Genomic DNA, 25,326 nt, shown 5'->3' with positions numbered 1-25,326 from the left:
CCGGCGCGGTGCCCCCGCGCCCCGACACCGCCCGGCGTCCGGGCACGGAGGACACACCCATGAGCTCCGCCCCGCCCGAGGTCCTCGTCCACCCGGACGCCGACGTGCTCGCCGCGGCGACCGCCGCGCGCCTGCTGACGCGGCTCGTCGACCTGCAGTCCCACCGCTCACCGCTGCACGTCGTCCTGACCGGCGGCACCGTCGGCGTCGCCGCCCTGCGCGCCGTCGCGGCCTCCCCGGTGCGGGACGCCGTCGACTGGTCGGGCGTGCACCTGTGGTGGGGCGACGAGCGCTTCCTGCCCGCCGGTGACCCGGACCGCAACGAGACCCAGGCCCGCGAGGCACTGATCGACGCGCTGGGCGACGCCCTGCCGCCGGGCAACGTGCACCCCGTGCCCGCGCTCTCGGACGACGTGCCGGACGGCGCGACCGCGGCACGTCGCTACGCGGCCGAGCTGCGGGCGCACGCCACCGGCGACGGACTCGCGCCCCGCTTCGACGTGCTGCTCCTCGGCATGGGACCCGACGGCCACGTCGCGTCCCTGTTCCCGGGGCGCTCCGCGCTGTACGAGACGCACCTGCTGGTCGTCGCGGAGCACGACTCCCCCAAGCCGCCGCCCGAGCGCGTCTCGCTGACGTTCCCCCTGCTGCAGTCGGCCCGCGAGGTGTGGGTGGTGGCGGCAGGCACCGAGAAGGCGCCTGCGGTGGCCCGTGCGCTGGCCGGTGACGACGTGGGCACGACCCCCGCCGCCGCGGCCCACGGCACCGAGCGCACCCTGTGGCTCGTCGACGTCGCGGCGGCGAGCTCGCTGCCGGGCGCCCCCCGGGACGGGAGCGGCCCGGCGGCCGGAGCCGCCGAGGGCCTGCGCCCCCGCACCGCATCCGGGGCCGACGGCGCGTGGGCGGCCGTCGACGCCTACGTCGCACCCCTCGTCGCCGAGCCGGCGGCCGCCGCGGCGGTCCGCACGGCCGCCGCCGACGCCGGACTGCCGGACATCGCCGTCAGCGCGGCCCAGGGCCGCCTGCTCGAGCTGCTCGCGCGCGCGACCGGCGCGCGGCGGGTGCTGGAGATCGGGACGCTCGGGGGCTACAGCACCTGGTGGCTCGCGCAGGCGGTGGGCGCCACGGGCACGGTGCTCACCCTCGAGCTGAGCGACGCGCACGCGACCGTGGCCCGCGCGTCCCTCGCGGCCGCCGGGCTGACGGACCGGGTCGAGGTCCGTGTGGGACCGGCGACGGACAGCCTGGACCGGCTCGTCGCGGACGGCACCGAGCCGTTCGACCTCGTCTTCGTCGACGCCGACAAGCAGCAGCTGGCCGACTACCTGGACCGCGCCGTCGCGCTCGCCCGGCCGGGGACCGTGGTGGTCGTCGACAACGTCGTGCGCGGCGGGGCCGTGGTCGAGGCGGACCACCCGGACGACCGGGTGCAGGGCGTGCGGGCCTTCGTCGAGCGCGCGACGGGTGACGGGCGACTGCTGGGCACCGTGGTCCAGACCGTGGGCGAGAAGGGGTACGACGGCTTCGCGCTGCTCCTGGTGCGCTGACGTGCGGCGCCGACGCGCCGTGTGACCAGCGGCCGTTCGCGGTGCCCGGCCGGCGTACCGGGCGGTCCGACGCGGACGCCGACGGCGCCGCACCCCGGAAGGGATGCGGCGCCGTCGTGGGCCGGGTGGTGTCAGCGCCCGCGGCGGGCGCGCAGCGCGGCCAGCGCCTCGTCGAGGATGGCGGCGCCGTCCTCCTCGGAGCGCCGCTCCTTCACGTAGGCCAGGTGCGTCTTGTACGGCTCGTTCTTGCTCGGCGCCGGCGGCGCGTCCGGGTCCTGGCCGGCGGGGAACCCGCAGCGCGGGCAGTCCCACGTGGCGGGCGCCTCCTCGGCGGCCTCCTCCGCGAAGCTCGGACGGGTCTCGTGACCGTTCGAGCACCAGTACGAGATCCACACGCGCGGTGCGGCGTCCCCGCGTTCGGCCTCACCCATCGGGCCGGCCCCCACGCGCGACCCCCTGATCGCACTCCCGCTCGCCATGGCCAGGTCTCCCTACTCCGAGAACTTCTCGATCAGGCCGAGCAGGACGATCATGACCGTCCACAGCAGGGCGACGGTCACCGTGATCCGGTTGAGGTTGCGCTCCGCGACGCCGGACGAGCCGGCGCCGGCGGTGATGCCGCCGCCGAACATGTCCGACAGGCCGCCGCCCTTGCCCTTGTGCAGCAGCACCAGCGGGACGAGCAGCAGGCTGGTGAGAACCAGCAGCACCTGGAGGGTGATACGAAGACCAGTCACGTCGGTGGGGTTCCTCACTCGGGCGGTTCGGTGCAGCAGTGCGCCGTTGCCGATCGGCGGCGGTGCAGGTGGTGCCGTGGAGCAGGTGGTGCCGTACAGCAGGTGGTGCGTGGAGCGAGGCTCCGGTGCGCACCGTGGTCGTCGGGATGCGCCGACACGGTGACCGCGGTACAGGGTAGGCGACGCAGGGCGGTGTGATCCACCACCACCCCGTCCCTGGACGTGCGGGACCGGGGCGCGCCGCGGCGCGCCCCGGTCCCGCACGGGGTCAGGCGACGGTGTGCGCCTGGTACCGCGCGATCTTCGCGAACTCCTCCGGGTCGAGGCTCGCACCGCCGACGAGCGCGCCGTCGACGTCGGGCTTCGCCATGATCTCGGCGACGTTCGAGGACTTCACGGACCCGCCGTACAGCACGCGGACCGCGTCGGCCGTGGCCTGGTCGTACAGCTCGGAGACCTTGACCCGGATCGCCGCGCACAGCTCCTGCGCGTCCTCCGGGGTGGCCGTCTTGCCGGTGCCGATGGCCCACACCGGCTCGTACGCGACGACGAGACCGGCGACCTGCTCGGCCGACAGGCCGGCGAGGGCGCCCTCGAGCTGCGCGAGGGTGTGCGGGACGTGCTCGCCGGCCTCGCGGACCTCGAGCGGCTCGCCGACGCACAGGATCGGGACGAGCCCGGCACCGAGCGCCGACTTCACCTTGGCGTTGACGAGCGCGTCGTCCTCGTGGTGGTACTCCCGGCGCTCCGAGTGGCCGACCGCGACGTACGTGACGCCCAGCTTGGCCAGGAACAGCGGCGAGATCTCACCGGTGTAGGCGCCGGACTCGTGCGCCGAGACGTCCTGGGCGCCGTAGGCGATCTCCAGCTTGTCCGCGTCGACCAGCGTCTGGACGCTGCGCAGGTCCGTGAACGGCGGCAGCACGGCGACCTCGACGGCCGAGTAGTCGTGCTTGGCGTCCTTCAGCGTCCACGCCAGCTTCTGCACGGTGTGCGTCGCCTGGTGGTGGTCCAGGTTCATCTTCCAGTTGCCCGCCATCAGCGGGGTACGGGTGCTCGCCACGTGTCAGCCCTCCAGGACAGCGATACCGGGGAGGGTCTTGCCCTCGAGGAACTCCAGCGACGCGCCGCCGCCGGTGGAGATGTGGCCGAAGTCGGCCTCGTCGAAGCCGAGCGTCCGCACGGCAGCAGCCGAGTCGCCGCCGCCGACGATGGTGAAGCCGCCGGCCTTGCCCGCGTCCACGAGCGCCTGCGCCACCGCACGCGTGCCCGCTGCGAACGCCTCGAACTCGAACACGCCGGCCGGGCCGTTCCAGACCACGGTCTTCGCGTCGACGATCTTCGACGCGAACAGCTCGGCGGTCCGCGGGCCGATGTCCAGGCCCATCTGGTCGGCCGGGATGGCGTCGACGTCGACGACCGTCGCCGGGGCGTCGGCCTTGAACTCCGGGGCGACGACGACGTCGACGGGCAGGACGATCTCGACGCCCTTCTCCTTCGCCGTGGCGAGGTAGCCCTTGACGCGGTCGATCTGGTCCTCCTCGAGCAGGCTCTTGCCCACCGAGTGGCCCTGCGCCGCGAGGAACGTGAAGAGCATGCCGCCGCCGATGAGCAGGCGGTCCGCCTTGCTCAGCAGGTTCTCGATGACGCCGAGCTTGTCGGAGACCTTCGAGCCGCCGAGGACGACGACGTAGGGGCGCGCCGGGTCGTCCGTGGCCTTGCGCAGCGACTCGACCTCCTTCAGGACGAGCTGGCCCACGGCGTGCGGCAGGCGCTGCGCGACGTCGTACACCGACGCCTGCTTGCGGTGCACCACGCCGAAGCCGTCCGACACGAAGGCGTCGACCATCGACGCGAGCTCGTCGGCGAGGGCGCCGCGCTCGGCGTCGTCCTTCGAGGTCTCGCGGGCGTCGAAGCGGACGTTCTCGAGCAGCGCGATCTGGCCGTCCTCGAGCGCCGCGACGGTGGCCTTCGCCGAGTCGCCGACGAGGTCCTCGGCCAGCGCGACGGGCTGGCCCAGCAGCTCGCCGAGGCGGGCGGCGACGGGGGCGAGCGAGTACTTGGCGTCCGGCGTGCCCTTGGGCCGGCCGAGGTGCGCCACGACGACGACACGCGCGCCCTTGGCGAGCAGCGCCTGCAGCGTCGGCAGGGCGGCGCGGATGCGGCCGTCGTCGGTGATGGTCGTGCCGTCGAGCGGCACGTTGAAGTCGGAGCGGACGAGCACGCGCTTGCCGCGCAGGTCGCCGAGGTCGTCGATGGTCTTCATGGTCTCCTACCTACCTGCCGCCGGCGTGGCCGGCGGCCTGGGTCGCCCCCGCCGGGGCGGGGACACGGTGTGGGGCGCTACGGCCCCGGACACAGCAGCGTCCGCGTGCGCCGGGCCGGTGGCCTCGGCGCACGCGGACGCATGGACTGCCTCAGAGCGTGAGCGACGTCAGAGACGCGCGCCCACGTACTCCGTGAGCTTCACGAGGCTGCTGGAGTAGCCCCACTCGTTGTCGTACCAGGCGACGATCTTGACGAGGTCGCCGCTCACCTTGGTGAGCTTCGCGTCGAAGATGCTCTGGTGCGGGTCGGTGACGATGTCCGAGGAGACGATCTCGTCCTCGGTGTACTTCAGCGTGCCCTTCATCTCACCCTCGGCGGCAGCCTTGACCGCGGCGTTGACCTCCTCGACCGTGACCTCGCGCGAGGCGGTGAAGGTCAGGTCCGTGGCCGAGCCGGTGATCGTCGGGACGCGCAGCGCGAACCCGTCGAGCTTGCCCTTGAGCTCCGGGAGGACGAGCGCGACGGCCTTGGCCGCACCGGTCGTCGTCGGGACGATGTTCTGCGCGGCGGCACGGGCACGACGCAGGTCGCGGTGCGGGCCGTCCTGCAGGTTCTGGTCGCCCGTGTACGCGTGGATCGTCGTCATAAGGCCGCGCTCGATGCCGATCGCGTCGTTGAGCGCCTTCGCCACGGGGGCGAGGCAGTTCGTGGTGCACGAGGCGTTCGAGATGATGTGGTGCGCCGCAGCGTCGTAGTCGGTGTGGTTCACACCGACGACGAAGGTGGCGTCCTCGTTCTTGGCCGGGGCCGAGATGATGACCTTCTTGGCGCCGGCGTCGATGTGCGCCTTCGCCTTGGTGGCGTCCGTGAAGAAGCCGGTCGACTCGATGACGATCTCCGCGCCCAGCTCGGCCCAGGGCAGGTCGGCCGGGTTGCGCTCGGCCAGCGCACGGATCTTCTTGCCGTCGACGATGATGTTCTCGTCGTCGTAGTCCACGCTCAGCGGGAAGCGGCCCAGGACCGTGTCGTACTTGAGCAGGTGCGCCAGGGTGTGGTTGTCGGTGAGGTCGTTGACCCCGACGATCTCGATGTCCGCCCCCGAGGCGACGATGGCGCGGTAGAAGTTGCGCCCGATGCGGCCGAAGCCGTTGATGCCGACCTTGATGGTCACTTGCCCTCCTCGGCACGCGCCGATCCATGCCGGCGCACACAGTTGGTGTTCGGGTCACGCACGCCGCTGTGCGTCCCGACCGCCACTGACCACCACTGCCGGGACGTGCCCAGCGCGTTGCGTCCTCGTTGCGATCGGATGACTCGAGCCTATACCCCGAGGCGCGGGGCTCGCCCGAGACGAAGGTCCACCCTCCCGCGCCGTTCGCATGCTGGACGATCCGCCGACCGCGTCGCCGCAGGCCGGAGACGTGCAGCGCGCGACGGCGGCGCCGCGCGGGCACGAGGCGCGGGCAGGTCAGAGGTCGAGCAGATCCGGGCTGAGCCCGGCCTCGGTGTCGGGGATCCCCAGCTCGGCGGCACGCCGGTCCGCGGTGGCGAGCAGGCGCCGGATCCGGCCCGCGACCGCGTCCTTGGTCAACGGCGGGTCGGCGAGCTTGCCGAGCTCCTCGAGCGAGGCCTCCTTGTGCGCGAGCCGCAGCTCGCCCGCCTGGCGCAGGTGCTCGGGCAGGTCGTCACCGAGGATCTCGAACGCCCGGTCGACGCGGGCGCCCGCCGCCACGGCGGCCCGTGCGGAGCGCCGCAGGTTCGCGTCGTCGAAGTTGGCCAGGCGGTTGGCGGTCCCCCGCACCTCGCGGCGGACGCGGCGCTCCTCCCACACGAGCATCGTGTCGTGGGCCCCGAGCCGGGTGAGCATCGCGCCGATGGCGTCGCCGTCGCGGATGACGACGCGGTCCACGCCGCGCACGTCGCGCGCCTTGGCCGCCACCCCGAGCCGCCGGGCGGCGCCCACGAGCGCCAGGGCGGCCTCCGGGCCCGGGCACGTCACCTCGAGCGACGACGAGCGTCCCGGCTCGGTGAGCGACCCGTGGGCGAGGAACGCACCGCGCCACGCCGCCTCGGCCTCGCCGACACCGGCCGACACCACCTGCGGCGGCAGCCCGCGCACCGGGCGGCCACGGTTGTCCAGCAGCCCGGTCTGACGGGCCAGGGACTCGCCGTCCTTGACGACGCGCACGACGTACCGGCTGCCGCGGCGCAGGCCGCCACCGGACACCACGATGATGTCGCTCTCGTGGCCGTAGACCTCGGCGATGGCCTGGCGCAGCCGCCGGGCGGCGATCCCGGTGTCCAGCTCCGCCTCGATGACGATGCGGCCCGAGATGATGTGCAGGCCGCCGGCGAACCGCAGGGTGGCCGAGATCTCCGCCTTCCGGCAGGAGGTCTTGTCGACCTTCAGCCGGGCGAGCTCGTCCTTCACCTGTGCCGTCAGCGCCATGGCGTCATCCTGCCACTGACACCCGGGTGGTCGTGACCGTCCCGTGACCCGGGTTCCGACCTCCTGCGGCGGTCCGGGCGCCGCCCGACCAGCGCCCTGTCAGCGCCCGGCGGGGGTCCCGACGTCGCCCAGGTAGCCCTCGACCACGTCGCGCAGCGCCGCCGCGAGCCGCAACGGGTCGTGCACCGCGCTCTGGTCCCCCCGCCGGACCTGCCGGACGAGCAGGCGGGTACCCGTCGACGCGCAGAGGTCGGCGAGCTCACCGACGTCGTCGACGGACCCCGGGTCCGCGACGACCGCGTGCACGGGCAGCTCGGGCGCGTGCGCACGCAGCACCGCGAGATGGTCGACGGCACGCATGCCCTGCGTCTCGTCGTCCGGCGTGAGGTTGAGCGTGACGACGATGCGCGCCGGCGTCTCGTGGAGCGCGGCGCGCAGCTCGGGGACCAGCAGGTGCGGCAGCACCGACGAGTACCAGGAGCCCGGCCCCAGCACGACCCAGTCGGCGTCACGCACCGCGCTCACCGCCTCCGGGCACGCCGGGGGGTCGGCGGGGTGCAGCCGCAGCTGCTCGATCCGGTACGGCGTCACCGCGACGTGGGTCTGCCCGCGCACGACCGCGAGCGTGCCGTCGTCGCACCGCACGTCGGCCTCGATCTCCAGCGGCACGGCCGCCATGGGCAGCACCCGCCCGCGCGCGCCGAGCAGCCGCCCCACCAGGTCGAGCCCTCCCACCGTGTCCCCCAGCAGCTGCCACAGGGCGACGATCAGCAGGTTCCCGACCGAGTGGTGGTCCAGCGGCCCGTCGGTGGCGAAGCGGTGCTGCAGCAGGTCGCGCCAGGTGCGGCCCCACTCGGAGTCGTCGCACAGCGCGGCCAACGCCATCCGCAGGTCCCCCGGGGGCAGCACGCCGAGCTCCTCGCGCAGCCGGCCGGACGACCCGCCGTCGTCCGCGACGGTGACGACGGCCGTGATCCGGTCCGTCATGAGCCGCAGCGCCGACAGGGAGGCCGCCAGGCCGTGCCCGCCGCCGAGGGCGACGAAGGCGGGGTTCGCGGGCTCGCGGGGCGCGCTCGGCGGGGTGCTCACTCCTTGCCCAGGTCCCTCGCCGTCACCTGGACGCGGTGCCCGCGCTCGCGCAGCCGTGCACCGATCGCCTCGCTGATGGCGACGGAGCGGTGCTTGCCACCCGTGCAGCCCACCGCGATGGTCGCGTAGCGCTTCTCCTCGTGCAGGTAGCCCGCGAGCACCGGCTCGAGCGCGTCGACGTACCGCTCGACGAACACGGTGGCGCCCGGCAGGCCCAGCACGTAGTCGCGCACCGGCGCGTCGCGTCCCGACAGGTGCCGCAGCTCGGTGATCCAGTAGGGGTTGGACAGGAACCGCACGTCGACGACGTGGTCCGCGTCCAGCGGGATGCCGTACTTGAACCCGAACGACAGCACGGACAGGTGCAGCACCTCGTCGGCCGGGCTCGCGACACCGGCCCGCACGACGCGGGCGAGGTCGTGCACGTTGAGCTCGGAGGTGTCGATGACGGTGTCGGCCCGCTCGCGCAGCTCGGCGAGCAGGGCCCGCTCGCGGGCGATGCCGTCGAGGATCCGGCCGTCCGCCTGCAGCGGGTGCGGCCGGCGCACCTGCTCGAACCGGCGGACGAGCACCTCGTCCGACGCGTCGAGGAACAGGACGCGCAGCTCGATCCCCGTGCCCTGCAGGTGGTCGATCACCCCGGTCAGCGCCGCGAAGTACTCGCGCCCGCGCACGTCGATCACCGCGGCCAGGCGCCGGGCACCGGTGCCCACGGGCCCGCTCGTGAGCATGCCGACCAGGTGCGTGAGCATCTGGGCGGGCAGGTTGTCGACGACGTACCAGCCGAGGTCCTCCAGCACCGCGGCCGCGCGGGTACGACCCGCCCCGGACATGCCGGTGATGACCAGGACCTCGGGCTGCTCGAGGACCGGCGCCTCGGCGGCCGCCTCGAGGGCGGGGATGCCCGCCGGCACGGTGATCGGCGAGGGCTCGCTCATGCGCCCAGGATGCCAGGCTCGTCGGCGGTCTCGGTGCCGGACCCGCCGGGCGGGGCACCGGCAGCGGCGTCGTCCGCCGGCCCGGCGAGTGCGGCGACCACCGCCTCGGCGGTGCGGGACCCCATGCCGGGGACTGTCGCGATCTCCTCGGCGGACGCCGCGCGCAGCCGCTTCACCGACCCGAAGTGCCGCAGCAGCGCGGCCTTGCGCGCGGGCCCCAGGCCCGGCACGTCGTCGAGCACGGACACGGTCATGCCCTTGCTGCGCCGCTTGCGGTGGGCGGTGATGGCGAACCGGTGCGCCTCGTCGCGGACGCGCTGCAGCAGGTACAGCCCTTCCGACGCGCGCCGGAGGATGACCGGGTACTCCTCCCCCGGCAGCCACACCTCCTCGAGCCGCTTGGCCAGCCCGCACAGCGCGACGTCGTCGATGCCCAGCTCGGCCAGCGCGGCGGCGGCCGCGGCGACCTGCGGCGGGCCGCCGTCGACGACCACGAGGTTGGGCGGGTACGCGAACCGCACGGGCCGCCCGGTGCGCTCGTCGACCGGTCCGCTGCGCGGCGCGTCGTCCTCCTCGCCGTCCCCGAGCTCGGGGTCGTGCGCGTCGGACCGCTCCGCCAGGTAGCGGCGGAACCGCCGGGTGATGACCTCGTGCATCGCGGCCGTGTCGTCGCGCGCGCCCTGACCCTCCGGGCCGCGCACCGTGAAGAGGCGGTACTCGCTCTTGCGGGCGAGCCCGTCCTCGAACACCACCATCGACGCGGACTGGTACGTGCCCTGGTTGTGGGACACGTCGTAGCACTCGATCCGCAGCGGGGCCGTCGGCAGGTCGAGCGCCTCCTGGATCTCCCGCAGCGCCAGGCTGCGGCTGGTGAGGTCGCCGGCGCGCCGGGTCCGGTGCAGCGCGAGGGCGTGCTCGGCGTTGCGCAGCACGGTGGCCGCCAGCTCCCGCTTGTCACCGCGCTGCGGCACGCGGACCTGCACGCGGCTGCCCCGCAGGCCGGACAGCCACGCCTGCACCTGCTCGACGTCGGTGGGCAGCACGGGCACGAGCACCTCGCGCGGCACCGACGCCGACGCGGCCTCGGGGTCCTCGCCGCCGTACACCTGCTGCAGCAGGTGCTCGACCAGTGCCGCGTCGTCGACGTCCTCGACCTTCTCGACCACCCAGCCGCGCTGCCCGCGGATGCGGCCGTCCCGGACGTGGAAGACCTGGACGGCGGCCTCGAGCTCGTCCCCGGCCAGGGCGAAGACGTCGGCGTCGGTGCCGTCGGACAGCACGACCGCGTTGCGCTCGGTGGCCTTCTCGAGCGTCGCGATGTCATCGCGCAGCCGCGCGGCACGCTCGTAGTCGAGCTCGGCCGCCGCCTCCTTCATCGCGCGCGTCAGCCGCCGGGTGAACCGGGCCGTGTCCCCCGCCATGAAGTCGCAGAAGTCCTGGGCGAGCCGGTGGTGCTCGTCGACGCCGATGCGCCCCACGCACGGCGCGGAGCACTTGTCGATGTAGCCGAGCAGGCACGGCCGGCCCTGCTGCCGTGCCCGCTTGAACACACCGGCGGAGCACGTGCGCACGGGGAACACGCGCAGCAGCAGGTCGACCGTCTCGCGGATCGCCCACGCGTGCGCGTACGGCCCGAAGTACCGGGTGCCCTTGCGCTTGGCCCCACGCATGACCTGCACCCTGGGCACCTCGTCGGCCATGGTCACCGCGAGGTAGGGGTACGACTTGTCGTCGCGGTACTTGACGTTGAACCGCGGGTCGAACTCCTTGATCCAGGAGTACTCGAGGGCGAGCGCCTCGACCTCGGTCCCGACGACGGTCCACTGCACGGACGCCGCCGTCGTCACCATCTGCTGCGTGCGCGGGTGCAGCCCGGCGATGTCCTGGAAGTAGCTGTTGAGCCGGTTGCGCAGGCTCTTGGCCTTGCCGACGTAGACGACCCGGCCGTGCTCGTCGCGGAAGCGGTACACGCCGGGCGCGTCGGGGATCTCCCCGGGCGCGGGACGGTAGGTGGCGGGGTCGGCCATGCCACCGAGCCTAGTTCGGCGCACCCACACAGCCCGCCGGGCGCCCGGGGACGTGACGTGCACCACTAGGGTCGGTCCATGGCACAGCTGCTGCACCAGTACTCGGTCGACCTCACGTGGACGGGCGCGGGGGCCGCAGGCACGTCGACGTACACGTCGTACGGCCGTGACCACACGTTGTCGTCGGGGGCGAAGCCCCCGCTGCCGGGCACCTCCGACCCGCACTTCCGCGGCGCCCCGGACCGGTGGTCGCCGGAGGACCTGCTCGTCGGGGCGCTGGCCCAGTGCCACATGCTGTGGTTCCTGCACCTCGCCGCAGCGGCGGGCGTCGTCGTGATCGGCTACGAGGACGCGGCCTCCGGGACGATGCGCATCGAGTCGGCCGGGCAGGGGCACTTCACCGAGGTCGTGCTGCGGCCGCGCGTCGTGGTGCGTTCGGCGACGCTGCCGGACGGCCGCGCCGTCGACGCCGCGCTGCTGGACGACCTGCACCGTCGCGCGCACGAGCACTGCTTCATCGCGCGGTCGGTGAACTTCACCGTGCGCCACGAGCCGGCGCCCGTGGTGGTGGGCGCCGGCTGACGACCGGTCCGTCGAGCCGCACCCCGGGGCCCGACCCCCGCATCGCCGGGTCGTCGTCGACCCGCGACCGCCACCTCACCGCCGGTCACGGGCCGAGCGCGTCAGGCGCTCACCTCGACGCGCTCGGGCTCGAGCACCTCGGCCAGGAACCGGCCGGTGTGGCTCTGCGGGACCGCCGCGACGTGCTCCGGGGTGCCCTCCGCGACGACCGTGCCGCCCCCGGACCCGCCCTCGGGCCCCATGTCGATGACCCAGTCCGCGTTCTTGATGACGTCGAGGTTGTGCTCGATCACCAGGACGGTGTTGCCCTTGTCGACGAGCGACTGCAGGACGCCCAGGAGCTTGCGGATGTCCTCGAAGTGCAGGCCGGTGGTCGGCTCGTCGAGCACGTAGATCGTCCGCCCGGTCGAGCGGCGCTGGAGCTCGGCCGCGAGCTTGACGCGCTGCGCCTCGCCGCCCGACAGCGTCGGCGCGGGCTGCCCGAGCCGCACGTACCCCAGCCCGACGTCCACGAGCGTGCGCAGATGCCGCGAGATCGCGGGGACCGCGGCGAAGAACTCGGCGGCCTCCTCGATGGGCATCGCCAGGACGTCGGCCACGGTCTTGCCCTTGAAGTGCACCTCGAGCGTCTCGCGGTTGTACCGCGCGCCGTGGCAGACCTCGCAGGGCACGTACACGTCGGGCAGGAAGTTCATCTCGATCTTCAGCGTGCCGTCGCCCGAGCACGCCTCGCAGCGCCCGCCCTTGACGTTGAACGAGAAGCGCCCGGGGGTGTACCCGCGGACCTTCGCCTCGGTCGTCTCCGCGAACAGCTTGCGGACGTGGTCCCACACACCGGTGTACGTGGCCGGGTTGGACCGCGGCGTGCGGCCGATCGGCCCCTGGTCGACGTGCACGACCTTGTCGAGCTGGTCCAGCCCGGTGACGCGCTTGTGGCGCCCGGCGACCTGCCGCGCACCGTTCAGCTCGTTGGCCATCACCGTGTAGAGGATCGAGTTCACGAGCGTCGACTTGCCCGAGCCGGACACCCCGGTGACCGCTGTCAGCACCCCGAGCGGGAAGGACACGTCGATGCCCCGCAGGTTGTTCTCGCGCGCCCCCACGACCGTCACCTGGCGCGCACGGTCCACGGGCCGGCGCTCGGCCGGCATCGGGATGGACCGGCGCCCCGACAGGTACGCCCCGGTGACGGACTCCGCGGACGCGAGCAGACCGTCGAGGTCCCCCGAGTGCACGACGTGGCCGCCGTGCTCGCCCGCACCCGGGCCGATGTCGACGATCCAGTCGGCAGCTCGGATGGTGTCCTCGTCGTGCTCGACGACGATGAGGGTGTTGCCGAGGTCCCGCAGCCGGGTGAGCGTGTCGATCAGCCGGCGGTTGTCGCGCTGGTGCAGGCCGATGGAGGGCTCGTCGAGCACGTACAGCACCCCGACGAGGCCCGACCCAATCTGCGTCGCGAGCCGGATGCGCTGCGCCTCCCCGCCCGAGAGCGTCGCGGCCGGCCGCATGAGCGAGAGGTAGTCCAGGCCGACGTCGAGCAGGAACCCCAGGCGGGCCTGGATCTCCTTGACGACCTGCGCGGCGATCGCCCGCTCGCGCTGGCCGAGCTCGAGACCGTCGATGAACGCCCGCGCCTCGTCGATCGGCATCTCGCACACCTCGGCGATGGAGCGGCCGCCGACCTTGACGGCGAGCACCTCGGGCTTCAGGCGCGCGCCCTGGCACGTGGGGCACGGGACCTCCCGCATGAAGGCCTCGTACTTCTCCTTGCTCCACTCCGAGTCGGTCTCGGCGTGCCGGCGCTGCAGGAAGGTGATGACCCCCTCGAACCCCGTGGAGTACTGCCGCTCGCGGCCCCACCGGTTGCGGTAGCGGACGTGCACCTCGTGGTTCTGCCCGTGCAGCACCGCGTCCCGGGCGCGCTTCGGCAGCGCACGCCACGGCGTGTCCATCGAGAACCCGAGGTCGGCGGCGAGCGCGGTGAGCACGCGCTGGAAGTACTCGGACGAGGTCTGCGCCCACGGCGCGACCGCCCCCTGCGCGAGCGACAGGTCGTCGTCGGGGATGACGAGCTCGGGGTCCACCTCCAGCCGCGACCCGATGCCCGTGCACTCCGGGCAGGCGCCGTAGGGGGCGTTGAACGAGAAGGTGCGCGGCTCGATCTCCTCGAGCGTGAGGACGTGGTCGTTCGGGCACGCGCGGAGCTCCGAGAACCGGCGCTCGCGCTGCGGGTCGTCCGCGTCGGCGTCGACGAGCTCGACCACGAGCAGGCCGCCGGCGAGCCCGAGGGCCGTCTCGACCGAGTCGGTGAGGCGGCGCTGCACGCCCTCGCGCGACACCAGGCGGTCCACGACCACCTCGATGTCGTGCTTCAGCTTCTTCTCCAGCGTCGGCGGCGTCGCCAGCTGCACGACCTCGCCGTCCACGCGGGCGCGGGAGAACCCCTTGCCCTGCAGCTCGCGGAACAGGTCCGTGTACTCCCCCTTGCGGCCGCGCACGACCGGTGCGAGCACCTGGTACCGCGTGCCCTCCGGCAGCTCGAGCAGGCGGTCGACGATCTGCTGCGGCGTCTGGGCCGTGACGCGCTCCCCGCAGACCGGGCAGTACTGGGTCCCGGCGCGCGCGAACAGCAGGCGCAGGTAGTCGTACACCTCGGTGATGGTGCCGACGGTGGAGCGCGGGTTGCGGTTGGTCGACTTCTGGTCGATGGACACCGCCGGGGACAGGCCCTCGATGAAGTCCACGTCGGGCTTGTCCATCTGCCCGAGGAACTGTCGCGCGTACGCGGACAGCGACTCCACGTAGCGCCGCTGCCCCTCCGCGAAGATCGTGTCGAAGGCGAGGGACGACTTGCCGGAGCCGGACAGCCCGGTGAAGGCGATGAGGGCGTCACGGGGCAGGTCGACGTCGACGTTGCGGAGGTTGTGCTCCCGGGCGCCACGGACCAGCAGACGGTCGGACAGAGGATCGGTCACAGCCGACGAGTCTACGTCGGGCCACCGACAGTCGCACACGTGTTCGACGTGCGAGCAGGGCGTCGATGCGGTACCGCACCCGCACGCCCGGGCCGCCCGCGAGCGCCGTCGGGGCGGGCGGGCCATGCTGAGGGCGATGGACGCACCGAACACCCCGGCGGCCGAGGGCGGCCCGCCGGACGACCTCCTGCCGGGCGACGCGCTGCCCGGTGACCTCCCGCTGCAGGACCTCCTGCGGGGCGACCAGGTCCCCGTCGAGGAGTACGCCGTGCTGGGCGACGGCCACTCCGCCGCCCTGGTGTCCCGGCACGGCTCGGTCGACTGGCTGTGCCTACCCCGGTTCGACTCCGACGCGTGCTTCGCCGCACTCCTGGGCACGCCCGAGCACGGCCGCTGGCTCCTGACGGTCCGGGACGCCACCGCCGTGACCCGGCGCTACCGGGGCGACTCCTTCGTCCTCGAGACGACCTACCGCACCGCACGGGGCACGGCCGTCGCGGTCGACGCCATGCCGTCGGGCGACGGACGCGCGGACCTGGTCCGGCGCCTGGACTGCACGGCCGGGGAGGTCGAGGTCGAGCACGAGTGGGTGGTGCGCTTCGGGTACGGCGCCGTGCAGCCGTGGGTGCGCCACGAGGACGACGCCGACGGCTGCGACACGATCCGCGCGGTGGCCGGCCCCGACTCCCTGGTGCTGCGGGGGGACCGCCTGCCCCGCGCCGACGGCCGCCGTCACCGGGACCGGTTCAGGCTGCGCGCGGGCCAGAGCGTCGAGCTGTCGCTCACCTGGGTCCACTCGTGGCAGCCCGTGCCGCCGCGCCTGCCGGTGAGTGGCCGGGTCGACACCACGGCCGCCCGCTGGGGCCTGTGGGCACGCGGCTGCGGGTACGACGGCCCGTACCGCGAGGCGGTCGTCCGCTCGCTGCTGGTGCTGCGCCTGCTGACCGACGCGACCACCGGGGGCGTCGTCGCGGCGCCGACGACGTCGTTGCCCGAGACACCGGGCGGCGAGCGCAACTGGGACTACCGGTACTGCTGGCTGCGCGACGCCGCGTTCACGCTCGAGGCGCTCCTGGAGCAGGGCTTCCGTGACGAGGCGACCCAGTGGCGGGACTGGCTGGCCCGGGCCGTGGCGGGCGACCCGCGGGACCTGCAGATCATGTACCGGCTGGACGGCGGGCGCCGGCTGCCCGAGACGCAGCTCGACCACCTGCCGGGGTACGCCGGCTCGCGCCCGGTGCGCCGGGGCAACGGCGCCGTGCGGCAGGTGCAGCACGACGTGCTGGGCGTGGTCATGTCGGCGCTGGCGATGGCCCGCGACGCGGGGCTCGCGGAGACCTCCGACACGTGGTCGCTGCAGCGCCGGCTCGTGGACGACCTGGCGCGGCACTGGCGGGAGCCGGACCGCGGCATCTGGGAGGTGCGGGGTGAGCCGCGTCACTTCACGCACTCGAAGGTGATGACGTGGGCCGCGCTCGACCGCGCGGTGCACGCCGTCGAGCAGCACGGCCTGCCCGGCCCCGTGGAGCGCTGGCGTCGCACCCGCGACGAGGTCCGCGCGGACGTCCTCGCCCACGGGTGGTCCGACGCGCGCGCCAGCTTCGTGCAGCACTACGGCGCCGAGCACACCGACGCGTCGCTGCTGCAGGTCGTGCTGGTCGGGTTCGTGCCCGCGGACGGTCCGCACGCCCGCGGGACGCTGGCCGCGGTCCGGGAGGAGCTCGAGGTCGCGCCGGGGCTGCTGCGCCGTTACCGCACGGACCGCACCGACGACGGGCTGCGCGGTGACGAGGCCGCGTTCCTCGCGTGCTCGTTCTGGCTCGCCGACGCCCTGGCCCGGGGGGACGACGTGGACGGCGCACGCCGGGTGCTCGACGCGGTGGTGCCGCTGGCGAACGACGTGGGTCTGCTCGCCGAGCAGTACGACCCCGCCGGCCGGCACATGCGCGGCAACGTGCCGCAGGCGCTCTCGCACCTGGCGCTCGTCCGCGCGGCGCACAGCCACGCGGCGGCCGCCCGGCGCGCGGCCGTGACGGCCGCGGCGGTGACCCCGTGACCGCGCTGCCCGTGGGTCCGTGCACGGGGCACGTCGAACCCGGTGGTCCCAGCGGGGTGCGGGTGCTGGACGACGCGCAGATCCGCACGGCGTCCGTCGGGCCGATGGACAACGACGCCTACCTCGTGACGTGCCGGCGCTCGGGCGCCCAGCTGCTGGTCGACGCGCCCGCCGACCCCGACCGGTTGCTCGCGCTCGTCCGCGAGGGCTCGGGCTCGGCGCGGCTCGACATCGTGGTGGTCACCCACCGGCACGGCGACCACCTGGGTGCGCTGGCCTCCGTCGTCGCCGTGACGGGCGCCCGGGTCGCCGCGGGCGCGGCCGACGCGGACGCGATCGAGGAGGCGACCGGCTGCCCGGTCACGGTGCGCCTGCGCCACGGCGACCACGTCCGGGTCGGGCACCTGACCCTCGACGTCATGGCGCTGCGCGGCCACACCCCGGGCTCGGTGGCCCTGGCACTGACCGAGGACCTGCCCGCGCGGGCCCCCGGGTCCGTGGCCGGGCGCACGCACCTGTTCACCGGGGACTCGCTGTTCCCCGGTGGCGTGGGCAGCACCCAGGGCGACGCCGCGCGGTTCGCGCAGCTGCTCGGTGACGTCACGTCGCGCGTCTTCGACCGGTACCGGGACGACACCTGCGTGCACCCGGGTCACGGCGACGCCACGACCCTGGGCACCGAGCGCCCTCACCTCGCCGCGTGGGCCGCCCGCGGCTGGTGACCCTCAGTCCTCCGGCGGGCCCAGCACCGAGGTCGCGACCGTCGCGTGCGCCGACTCGTCGTCCGACGGGTGGTAGATCCCGGCCAGCACGTCGCGGTACAGGCGGGCGAGCTCGCTGCCCGTGAAGTACGCCCCGCCGCCGGACACGCGCAGCGCCAGGTCCACGACGACGCGTGCCGTCTCGGTGGCCCGCACCTTGAGCCCCACGAGCTGCGCGAACCACCGCGCGCCGTGGTCCGCCTGCTCGTCGACGTCCCGCGCCAGGGCGAACACCTGCAGCTCGGCCCCGTCCTGGGCGAGCGCCGCGTCCGCGATGCGCCAGCGGATGTCGGGGTCCTGCGCGTACGACCGGCCCCCGTGCTTGAGCGACGTCCGCCGCCGGGCGTGCCCGATACCGAGCTCGAGCGCCCGGCGCCCGATGCCCGTGTACACCGCCGCCAGCAGCGTCTCGAAGACGGCGAACAACGCGAACACGAACGGGTCCGCCGACGGTCCGGGCGGCAGCCGCCGGTAGACGCGGTCCGCGGGCGCGTAGGCACCGTCCAGCACGGTCGTGGCCGACTGGGTCGCGCGCATGCCGAGCGTGTCCCAGTCGTCGCGCGCCTGGACGCCGCCGTCCGCGCGGGAGACGACCGCGTGCACGAGGCGCGGGTCCGCCGGGTCGGAGTCGTCCAGGCCGAACGTCGCGAGCCGGGTCCAGACCGGCGACAGCGACGTGAAGATCTTCGTGCCGTGGTACCGGTAGCCGCCGTCGGGCTGCGGCACGGCCCGGGTGCGGGACCCGAACATCACCAGGTCGTTGCCCGCCTCGGAGTTGCCGAACGCGAAGACCTCCCCCGCGGCCGCGTCCTGCAGCACGAACTCCACGGAGTCGTCGCCGCGGGCCACCAGGAGCGCGGCCAGTCCCGTGACGACGAGGTGCATGTTGACGGCCAGCGCGGTGGCCGGGGCGGCCGCCGCGAGCCGCACCTGCTCGCGCGCCACCTCCTCCAGGGTGAGCCCGGCACCACCCAGGCGCTCGGGCACGAACGCCCGCAGGTACCCGGCCGCCACGAGGTCGGCGAGGTCGTCGTGGGGGAAGGTGTTGTCGCGGTCGTGCGCGTCGGCACGCGCGTGGACCCGGGCGAGCAGGTCGTCGGACAGCAGGGTGCGCAGCCGCCGGCTCATCGGCCGTCCCGGACCGGGCGAGAAGTGGTGGTCGTCATGACGCCACTGTGCCACCGCGGCGCCGTCGCGACGGACGTCGGCCCGTGGCGGGCGCGCTGCCCGCTCCGGCAGGATGCGGGCATGAGCATCTTCGCCGTCCGCTACACCTACGACGAGCGGACCGAGGTCCGCGACGCCGTCCGCCCCGAGCACCGGGCGTGGCTGGCGCAGCAGGCCGAGGACGGCGTGCTGCTCGGGTCCGGCCCGTTCACCGACGGCGACCCCGGTGCGCTCCTGGTGCTCCGCGCCGACGACGAGGCGGCCGTGCGCGGCCTGCTCGCGCAGGACCCCTTCGCGCGCGAGGGGCTCGTCGCCGCGACCGACGTGCGCGGGTGGGACCTGGTCCTGGGTCCCTGGTCCGCGACCTCCTGAGGCGCGACCGCCTGAGCCACGACCTGCTCGGCCACGGCCTGCTGAGCCACGACCTGCCGGGCACGCGCCCGGGGCGTCGGCAGGCTCCGGACGTCAGGACGCGGCCGGCCCGTCCGGCCGCTGCTCGGGCTCGGGGGGCGGGAGCCGCCGCGCCGCCGCCAGGTCGCGCCGCGCGCGCACGAGGCTGGCCACCGTGGCGACGGCCAGCGCACCCGCGATGACGGTGAGCGACACCCACGTGGGCACCTCGGGCGCCCACGGGACCGGCTCGCCGCCGTTGACGAACCCGAGCGAGTTCGTCGCGAGCGCCTCGAGCACGAGCTTGACGCCGATGAACGCGAGGATCGCCGCGAGCCCGTACGGCAGGTACACCAGCCGGTCGAGCAGCCCGCCGAGCAGGAAGTACAGCTGGCGCAGCCCCATGAGCGCGAACACGTTGGTCGTGAAGACGATGAACGGGTCGTGCGTCAGCCCGAAGATCGCGGGGATCGAGTCGAACGCGAACAGCACGTCCGTGGTCCCGATCGCCACGAACACGACGACGAGCGGCGTGAACACGCGGCGCCCCTCGTGGACGGTGCGCACCCGCCCGCCGTCGTACGTCGGCGACATCGGCAGCACGCGTCGCAGGCCGCGCACGAGCCGGTTCTCCTCGTACGGCTCGTCACCGGAGCCCACGCCCTCCCGCAGCAGCCGCACGGCCGTCCACACCAGGAACGCCCCGAAGAGGTAGAACACCCAGGTGTAGCGCTCGATGAGCGCGGCGCCCGCCAGGATGAAGGCGCCGCGCAGCACGAGCGCCACGATGATCCCCACCATGAGCACGCGCTGCTGCTGCTCGCGGGGCACCGCGAAGCTGGACATGATCAGCAGGAAGACGAACAGGTTGTCGACCGACAGGCTGTACTCGGTCAACCAGCCCGCGACGAACTCCTCCGCCGGGGCGGGCCCGCCCACGAGCGCCACCAGCCCGGCGAACACGAGCGCCAGGCCGACGTAGACCAGCACCCACACGACGCTCTCGCGCACCGACGGCACGTGCGGCCGCCGGCGCACGAGCGCGAGGTCGAGCAGCAGGATCGCCACGACGGCGACCAGCGAGGCCGCCTCGAAGGCGGCAGGCAGCTCGTGCGTCACGGCCTCCCGTCGACGACGTCCTCGCCGTCGGTGCTCTCGGCGGCCAGCCCGTGGGTCTCGGCGCGGGCGGTCTCGACGGCGCGCGCGGCCTCGTCCCGGCGGGTACGGCGCAGCGAGAGGATCGTCGTGAGCGTCAGCGTCACGATGATGAAGCCGAGCGACACCCAGGTGTTGATCTCCGGGATCGCGGTGATGTGCTCACCGCCGTTGATGAACGGCACCTCGTTGGTGTGCATCGCGTGGATGAGCAGCTTCGCGCCGATGAAGCCCAGGATCGCGCCGAGGCCGTACGACAGGTACACGAGCTTGTCGAGCAGCCCGTCGATGAGGAAGAAGAGCTGGCGCAGGCCGAGCAGCGAGAACGCGTTGGCCGCGAAGACCAGGTACGTCTCCTGCGTGAGCCCGAAGATGGCGGGGATCGAGTCGACCGCGAAGATGATGTCCGCCGTGCCGATCGCGATCATCACGATGAGCATCGGGGTGATGAAGCGGCGGCCGTCGCGGCGCACGACCATCTTGTCGCCGACGTAGTCGTCCGTGGTCGGGAACGCGCGCCGCGTCCAGCGCAGGACGGGGTTCTCGTGGTACTCCTCGTCGTCCGCGGAGCCCGCCTTGATCTGCGTCCAGGCGGTGTACAGCAGGAAGCCGCCGAAGACGTAGAAGATCCACGACAGGTTCTCGATCATCGCCGCACCGACGAGGATGAAGATCGTCCGCAGCACGAGGGCGATGGTGATGCCGATGAGCAGCACCTTCTGCTGGTACAGCCGCGGCACCCGGAAGCTCGCCATGATGAGGACGAAGACGAACAGGTTGTCGACCGACAGGCTCTTCTCGGTCACGTACCCCGCGAAGTACTCCGCCCCGTAGGTGGAGCCCCAGACCGCCCAGACGACGACGCCGAAGACGAGCGCGATGCCGACGTACCCCGCCGACCACCACGCGGACTCGCGCAGGGTGGGCTCGTGCGGCGAGCGCACGTGCCCGACGTAGTCGACGGCGAGCATGGCGAGGATGACGCCGACGGTGACGGCCCACACCCAGAATTCAACGACCACGGAAGAACCTCCGGAGAGTACGACTGATGACCGGAGGTCTCTTCCGCCTGCGCTGTCTCCACCCGGTGCGGGTCGTGCGCGCGGCCGACGCACCGGGCCGGCAGCTCTGGCGACCGTGATGACGATGACGTCGTGGGGAGTACTCCCCTCCGCCGAGAACTATAGGTGACGTCAGCGTGACGCGCCGCTGCCGACCGTGCCGTGGACGGCGTCGCCGGCGCGTCGCGGGCGCACTCAGACCAGGCAGAACTCGTTGCCCTCGGGGTCCTGCATGACGATCCAGAACCCCTGGACCTCGTCGTCGTGCTCGCGGACCCGCGAGGCCCCGAGGGCCTCGAGCTCGCCCGCACGGGCGCGGATCCCGTCGACGCGGCGCTCACCGGGCCGGGCGGGCGCGCCGGGCAGCCCGACGTCGAGGTGCACGCGGTTCTTCGCGGTCTTCCCCTCCGGCACCTTCTGCAGGAAGATCCGCGGTCCGGAGCCCTCGGGGTCGACGATCGCGTTCGCGTCGTTCCAGCGGTCCTCCGGCAGTCCCCACGCGCGCAGCGTCTCCTCCCAGGACGCGAAACCCTCGGGTGGCGCCTCGCGGACGTACCCCAGGGCCTCCTGCCAGAAGGTCCCCAGCGCGAGGGGGTCGTGGGCGTCGAACACGATCTGCAACCTGCGGTCCATCGGTGCTCCTCCTCAGGACGTGCCAGCCGGTCCACCGCGGTCGCGGTGCCCGCTCAGGCCGTGGCGGCCTGCATCTGCCGCAGCTCCTTCTTGAGCCCGGAGATCTCGTCGCGCAGCCGCGCGGCGAGCTCGAACTGCAGCTCGCCGGCCGCGGCGTGCATCTGCTCGGTGAGCTGCTGGATGAGGTCGGCCAGGTCGTGCGCTGCGGCACCGGTCAAACGCGTGCGGTCGTCGGCAGCCGGCCGCGAGCCGAGCCCGGGCACGGGCGCCTTGCCGCGGCTGGCCTGACGCCCGGCACCGCCGAGCAGCTCGGCCGTGTCCGCGTCCTCGCGCGCCAGCATGTCCGTGATGTCGCCGATCCGCTTGCGCAGCGGCTGCGGGTCGATCCCGTGCTCCAGGTTGTACGCGATCTGCTTCTCGCGGCGCCGCTCGGTCTCCTCGAGCGCCTGGCGCATGGCCGGGGTGACGGTGTCGGCGTACATGTGCACCTGGCCGGAGACGTTGCGCGCCGCGCGCCCGATGGTCTGGATGAGGGACTTCCCGGAGCGCAGGAACCCCTGCTTGTCGGCGTCGAGGATCGCGACGAGCGACACCTCCGGCAGGTCGAGCCCTTCGCGCAGCAGGTTGATGCCGACGAGCACGTCGTACTCCCCCAGCCGCAGCTCGCGCAGCAGCTCGACGCGCCGCAGCGTGTCGACCTCCGAGTGCAGGTACCGCACCCGGACGCCCTTCTCCAGCAGGTAGTCGGTGAGGTCCTCGGACATCTTCTTGGTCAGCGTCGTGACCAGGACGCGCTCGTCGCGCTCGACGCGGTCGTTGATCTCGCCGAGGAGGTCGTCGATCTGCCCCTTGGTCGGCTTGACCAGGACCTGCGGGTCCACCAGGCCGGTGGGCCGGATGATCTGCTCGACCACGCCGTCCGCCATGGACAGCTCGTAGTCCCCGGGCGTGGCCGACAGGTAGACCGTCTGCCCGATGCGATCCACGAACTCCTCCCAGCGCAGCGGCCGGTTGTCGACCGCGCTCGGCAGGCGGAACCCGTGGTCCACCAGGGCGCGCTTGCGGGACATGTCGCCCTCGAACATGGCGCCGATCTGCGGCACCGTGACGTGCGACTCGTCGATGACGAGCAGGAAGTCCTCGGGGAAGTAGTCGATCAGCGTGTTCGGCGCGGAGCCGGCCGGCCGGCCGTCGATGTGGCGGGAGTAGTTCTCGATGCCCGAGCACGAGCCGATCTGCCGCATCATCTCGATGTCGTAGGTGGTGCGCATCTGCAGGCGCTGGGCCTCGAGCAGCTTGTTCTGCCGCTCGAGCTCGGCCAGCCGCTCCTCGAGCTCGGCCTCGATGCCGGCGATGGCGCGTTCCATGCGCTCGGGCCCCGCCACGTAGTGCGTCGCCGGGAACACGTGCATCTGCTGCTCCGCGCGCACGACGTCGCCCGTCAGCGGGTGCAGCGTCGCGATCGCCTCGATCTCGTCACCGAAGAACTCGATCCGGACCGCGAGCTCCTCGTACACCGGGATGATCTCGACCGTGTCCCCGCGCACCCGGAACGTGCCACGGGTGAACGCCATGTCGTTGCGCGTGTACTGCATCGTCACGAAGCGGCGCAGCAGCTGGTCGCGGTCGATGCGGTCCCCCACCGCGAGGGTCACCATGCGGTCGACGTACTCCTGCGGCGTGCCCAGGCCGTAGATGCACGACACGGTCGACACGACGACCACGTCGCGCCGGGTCAGCAGGGAGCTGGTGGCCGAGTGCCGCAGGCGCTCGACCTCCTCGTTGATCGAGGAGTCCTTCTCGATGTACGTGTCCGTCTGCGCGATGTACGCCTCGGGCTGGTAGTAGTCGTAGTACGACACGAAGTACTCGACGGCGTTGTTGGGCATCAGCTCGCGGAACTCGGTCGCCAGCTGGGCCGCGAGCGTCTTGTTCGGGGCCATCACGAGCGTCGGCCGCTGCAGCTGCTCGATGAGCCACGCCGTCGTCGCGGACTTGCCCGTGCCGGTGGCACCGAGCAGCACCACGTCCTTCTCCCCGGCCCGCACGCGGGCGGCGAGCTCGGCGATGGCGGTCGGCTGGTCACCGCTCGGGGTGTACTCGGACACCACCTCGAACGGCGCGACGGTCCGCTGCAGGTCGGTCACGGGACGCATGAGGACACCGTACGTCGCACCACCGACAACGACCCGGCGGCCCCGGTGGGGGCCACCGCCGGCGCGTCAGTCCCCGCTGAACGACACGTTCGCCGCGGGATCGGCCTTCGACAGCATCCTCGCGTACCGGTCCATGAACGCCCGGTAGGCGTTGAAACCGACCACCCGGCGCTTGGCCATGGGCACCAGCGCGCTCATGCCGGACGACTTCACGACGTAGCTGGTGATGAGCGTGCGCACGGTCACCCGACCGACGGCACGGTCCACCTCGACGTCGAAGAACAGCACCGGCTCGCTGCTCTCGCGGGTCATGTCCCGGATCGACACCGACACCTTGTTCGCGCTGCGCTCACCGACCCGCAGCCAGCCGCTCTCGTCCTCGACCTCGGCGACCGCCTGGGAGACCATGTCCAGCACCTGGGTGGCCGACAGCGCCCCCGTGGCCACCGACATCGAGGCCTTGGACTGCAGCGGGCGTGCCTCCCACCCGCTACCGACCGACTGCAGGGCCATCGTTCCTCCGGCTACGTTGCCCGGGGGCCGCCCGACGCGGCCCCGGGACGCGCACGACGCGCGTCCGTCCGAGTGATCGGCGTCGGAACCGTACTGCTCGCGTGGACGGTCGTTCAATTCACCCGAAGGGATGATGGGCGCTGCGCGGGACGGGGGACCTTCGTCCTGCAGCGCACGTCAGAGGGTGTCGGCAGCCCGCTCGTCGGCCCGCTCCACGGCCAGCCGCTCCCACAGCGCGTCGACCTGACGCTCGAGGTCCGCGTCGCTGCCGGTGCCGTCGAGCACGACGTCCGCCACGGCCAGCCGGGCCTCGTCGCGTGCCTGCGCCGCCACGCGCGCCTGCGCGTCCGCCCGGTCCATCCCCCGCAGCCGCACGAGCCGCTCGACGCGCAGCACCGCCGGGGCGTGCACGACCACGACCACGTGGAAGTCCTCCGCCTGACCCGTCTCGACCAGCAGCGGGATGTCGTGCACCACCACGGCCCCCGGGTCGAGCGCGGCGGCGGCCGCCTCCTGCTCGGCCGCGAGCCGGCGGACGACGGGGTGCACGAGCGCGTCCAGCCGTGCACGGGCCCCGGCGTCGGCGAACACGATCCGCCCCAGCGCCGCGCGGTCGAGGTCACCCGCCGCGTCGAGGATCCCCGGCCCGAACTCCTCGACCACCTCGTCGAGGCCCGTGCTGCCCGGGGCCACGGCCTGCCGCGCCAGGACGTCCGCGTCGATCACGACGGCTCCGCGCTCGGCGAACCTGCGCGCCGCGACGGACTTGCCCGCCGCGATCCCTCCGGTCAGTCCGATCCTCTGCATCGCCCCATCCTGGCC

At 73.3% G+C, this 25,326-nt stretch carries 22 protein-coding genes; 5 read left to right on the top strand and 17 right to left on the bottom strand.

Features of this window, described 5'->3' with window-relative positions:
- Window positions 1–59: 59 nt before the first annotated feature.
- Window positions 60–1,547, top strand: a complete 1,488-nt coding sequence (gene pgl, locus J1G43_RS19625) for a 6-phosphogluconolactonase (protein WP_207378382.1) — start codon at window positions 60–62, stop codon at window positions 1,545–1,547.
- 131 nt (window positions 1,548–1,678) lie between these two features.
- On the opposite strand, the gene J1G43_RS09845 is transcribed toward pgl, so the two are convergent.
- From J1G43_RS09845 to uvrC, 9 genes are all read right to left on the bottom strand, one after another.
- Window positions 1,679–2,026 (bottom strand): RNA polymerase-binding protein RbpA, encoded by a 348-nt coding sequence (locus J1G43_RS09845; RefSeq protein ID WP_089799180.1) that lies wholly within the window; start codon window positions 2,024–2,026, stop codon window positions 1,679–1,681.
- 12 nt (window positions 2,027–2,038) lie between these two features.
- Complete coding sequence (gene secG, locus J1G43_RS09840) at window positions 2,039–2,284, bottom strand: preprotein translocase subunit SecG (protein WP_089799182.1); 246 nt, start codon at window positions 2,282–2,284, stop codon at window positions 2,039–2,041.
- 268 nt (window positions 2,285–2,552) lie between these two features.
- Window positions 2,553–3,347, bottom strand: coding sequence for a triose-phosphate isomerase (gene tpiA, locus J1G43_RS09835; protein WP_207342193.1), 795 nt, complete (start codon window positions 3,345–3,347; stop codon window positions 2,553–2,555).
- 3 nt (window positions 3,348–3,350) lie between these two features.
- Complete coding sequence (gene pgk, locus J1G43_RS09830) at window positions 3,351–4,550, bottom strand: phosphoglycerate kinase (protein WP_207370459.1); 1,200 nt, start codon at window positions 4,548–4,550, stop codon at window positions 3,351–3,353.
- Between the two features lie 168 nt (window positions 4,551–4,718).
- The gene (gap, locus tag J1G43_RS09825) at window positions 4,719–5,723 is read right to left on the bottom strand and encodes a type I glyceraldehyde-3-phosphate dehydrogenase (RefSeq protein ID WP_207342191.1); all 1,005 of its coding nucleotides are present in this window, start codon (window positions 5,721–5,723) and stop codon (window positions 4,719–4,721) included.
- Window positions 5,724–6,020: 297 nt separating this feature from the next.
- Window positions 6,021–7,001, bottom strand: coding sequence for a DNA-binding protein WhiA (whiA, locus tag J1G43_RS09820; protein WP_089799190.1), 981 nt, complete (start codon window positions 6,999–7,001; stop codon window positions 6,021–6,023).
- A 99-nt stretch (window positions 7,002–7,100) separates the two neighbouring features.
- Window positions 7,101–8,090, bottom strand: a complete 990-nt coding sequence (gene yvcK, locus J1G43_RS09815; RefSeq protein ID WP_207342190.1) for a uridine diphosphate-N-acetylglucosamine-binding protein YvcK — start codon at window positions 8,088–8,090, stop codon at window positions 7,101–7,103.
- Window positions 8,087–9,028: an RNase adapter RapZ gene (gene rapZ / locus J1G43_RS09810; protein ID WP_207342189.1), complete on the bottom strand. Its 942-nt coding sequence runs from the start codon at window positions 9,026–9,028 to the stop codon at window positions 8,087–8,089. Before rapZ ends, yvcK begins: the two co-directional genes overlap by 4 nt.
- Window positions 9,025–11,055 (bottom strand): excinuclease ABC subunit UvrC, encoded by a 2,031-nt coding sequence (uvrC, locus tag J1G43_RS09805; RefSeq protein ID WP_207342188.1) that lies wholly within the window; start codon window positions 11,053–11,055, stop codon window positions 9,025–9,027. Before uvrC ends, rapZ begins: the two co-directional genes overlap by 4 nt.
- Before the next feature lie 78 nt (window positions 11,056–11,133).
- On the opposite strand from uvrC, the gene J1G43_RS09800 reads away from it, so the two are divergent.
- On the top strand, window positions 11,134–11,637 hold the full coding sequence (locus J1G43_RS09800) for an OsmC family protein (RefSeq protein ID WP_207342187.1): 504 nt from the start codon (window positions 11,134–11,136) through the stop codon (window positions 11,635–11,637).
- A gap of 101 nt (window positions 11,638–11,738) precedes the next feature.
- On the opposite strand, the gene uvrA is transcribed toward J1G43_RS09800, so the two are convergent.
- Window positions 11,739–14,600 (bottom strand): excinuclease ABC subunit UvrA, encoded by a 2,862-nt coding sequence (uvrA, locus tag J1G43_RS09795; RefSeq protein ID WP_207370556.1) that lies wholly within the window; start codon window positions 14,598–14,600, stop codon window positions 11,739–11,741.
- 148 nt (window positions 14,601–14,748) lie between these two features.
- Here uvrA and J1G43_RS09790 point away from each other — a divergent pair, with 148 nt between their 5' ends.
- Window positions 14,749–16,668, top strand: a complete 1,920-nt coding sequence (locus tag J1G43_RS09790) for a glycoside hydrolase family 15 protein (RefSeq protein ID WP_207370460.1) — start codon at window positions 14,749–14,751, stop codon at window positions 16,666–16,668.
- Window positions 16,665–17,390, top strand: coding sequence for an MBL fold metallo-hydrolase (locus tag J1G43_RS09785; protein ID WP_307859542.1), 726 nt, complete (start codon window positions 16,665–16,667; stop codon window positions 17,388–17,390). Before J1G43_RS09790 ends, J1G43_RS09785 begins: the two co-directional genes overlap by 4 nt.
- Window positions 17,391–17,393: 3 nt before the next feature.
- Here J1G43_RS09785 and J1G43_RS09780 read toward each other — a convergent pair whose 3' ends face one another.
- Complete coding sequence (locus J1G43_RS09780) at window positions 17,394–18,557, bottom strand: acyl-CoA dehydrogenase family protein (protein WP_207370461.1); 1,164 nt, start codon at window positions 18,555–18,557, stop codon at window positions 17,394–17,396.
- 120 nt (window positions 18,558–18,677) lie between these two features.
- On the opposite strand from J1G43_RS09780, the gene J1G43_RS09775 reads away from it, so the two are divergent.
- Window positions 18,678–18,968 (top strand): YciI family protein, encoded by a 291-nt coding sequence (locus J1G43_RS09775; RefSeq protein WP_207342184.1) that lies wholly within the window; start codon window positions 18,678–18,680, stop codon window positions 18,966–18,968.
- Between the two features lie 93 nt (window positions 18,969–19,061).
- Here the strand turns inward: J1G43_RS09775 and J1G43_RS09770 are convergent, their stop codons facing one another.
- From J1G43_RS09770 to coaE, 6 genes are all read right to left on the bottom strand, one after another.
- Window positions 19,062–20,105, bottom strand: a complete 1,044-nt coding sequence (locus J1G43_RS09770; RefSeq protein WP_207370462.1) for a TerC family protein — start codon at window positions 20,103–20,105, stop codon at window positions 19,062–19,064.
- Entirely contained in the window at window positions 20,102–21,163 is a 1,062-nt protein-coding gene (locus tag J1G43_RS09765; RefSeq protein WP_207342182.1) for a TerC family protein, read from the bottom strand. The genes J1G43_RS09770 and J1G43_RS09765 overlap by 4 nt, the downstream gene beginning before the upstream one ends.
- 234 nt (window positions 21,164–21,397) lie before the next feature.
- A complete protein-coding gene (locus J1G43_RS09760) occupies window positions 21,398–21,835 on the bottom strand; it encodes a VOC family protein (RefSeq protein WP_207342181.1) in 438 nt (145 codons plus the stop codon).
- A gap of 53 nt (window positions 21,836–21,888) precedes the next feature.
- A complete protein-coding gene (gene uvrB, locus J1G43_RS09755; protein WP_207370463.1) occupies window positions 21,889–23,991 on the bottom strand; it encodes an excinuclease ABC subunit UvrB in 2,103 nt (700 codons plus the stop codon).
- A gap of 66 nt (window positions 23,992–24,057) precedes the next feature.
- Complete coding sequence (locus J1G43_RS09750) at window positions 24,058–24,504, bottom strand: hypothetical protein (RefSeq protein WP_207342179.1); 447 nt, start codon at window positions 24,502–24,504, stop codon at window positions 24,058–24,060.
- 177 nt (window positions 24,505–24,681) lie between these two features.
- On the bottom strand, window positions 24,682–25,311 hold the full coding sequence (gene coaE / locus J1G43_RS09745) for a dephospho-CoA kinase (RefSeq protein ID WP_207342178.1): 630 nt from the start codon (window positions 25,309–25,311) through the stop codon (window positions 24,682–24,684).
- Window positions 25,312–25,326: the final 15 nt, after the last annotated feature.

The sequence above is a fragment of the Cellulomonas sp. zg-ZUI22 genome, assembly GCF_017353535.1.
GTDB lineage: Bacteria > Actinomycetota > Actinomycetes > Actinomycetales > Cellulomonadaceae > Cellulomonas > Cellulomonas wangleii.
This window is presented reverse-complemented; position numbering and strand designations above follow the sequence as displayed.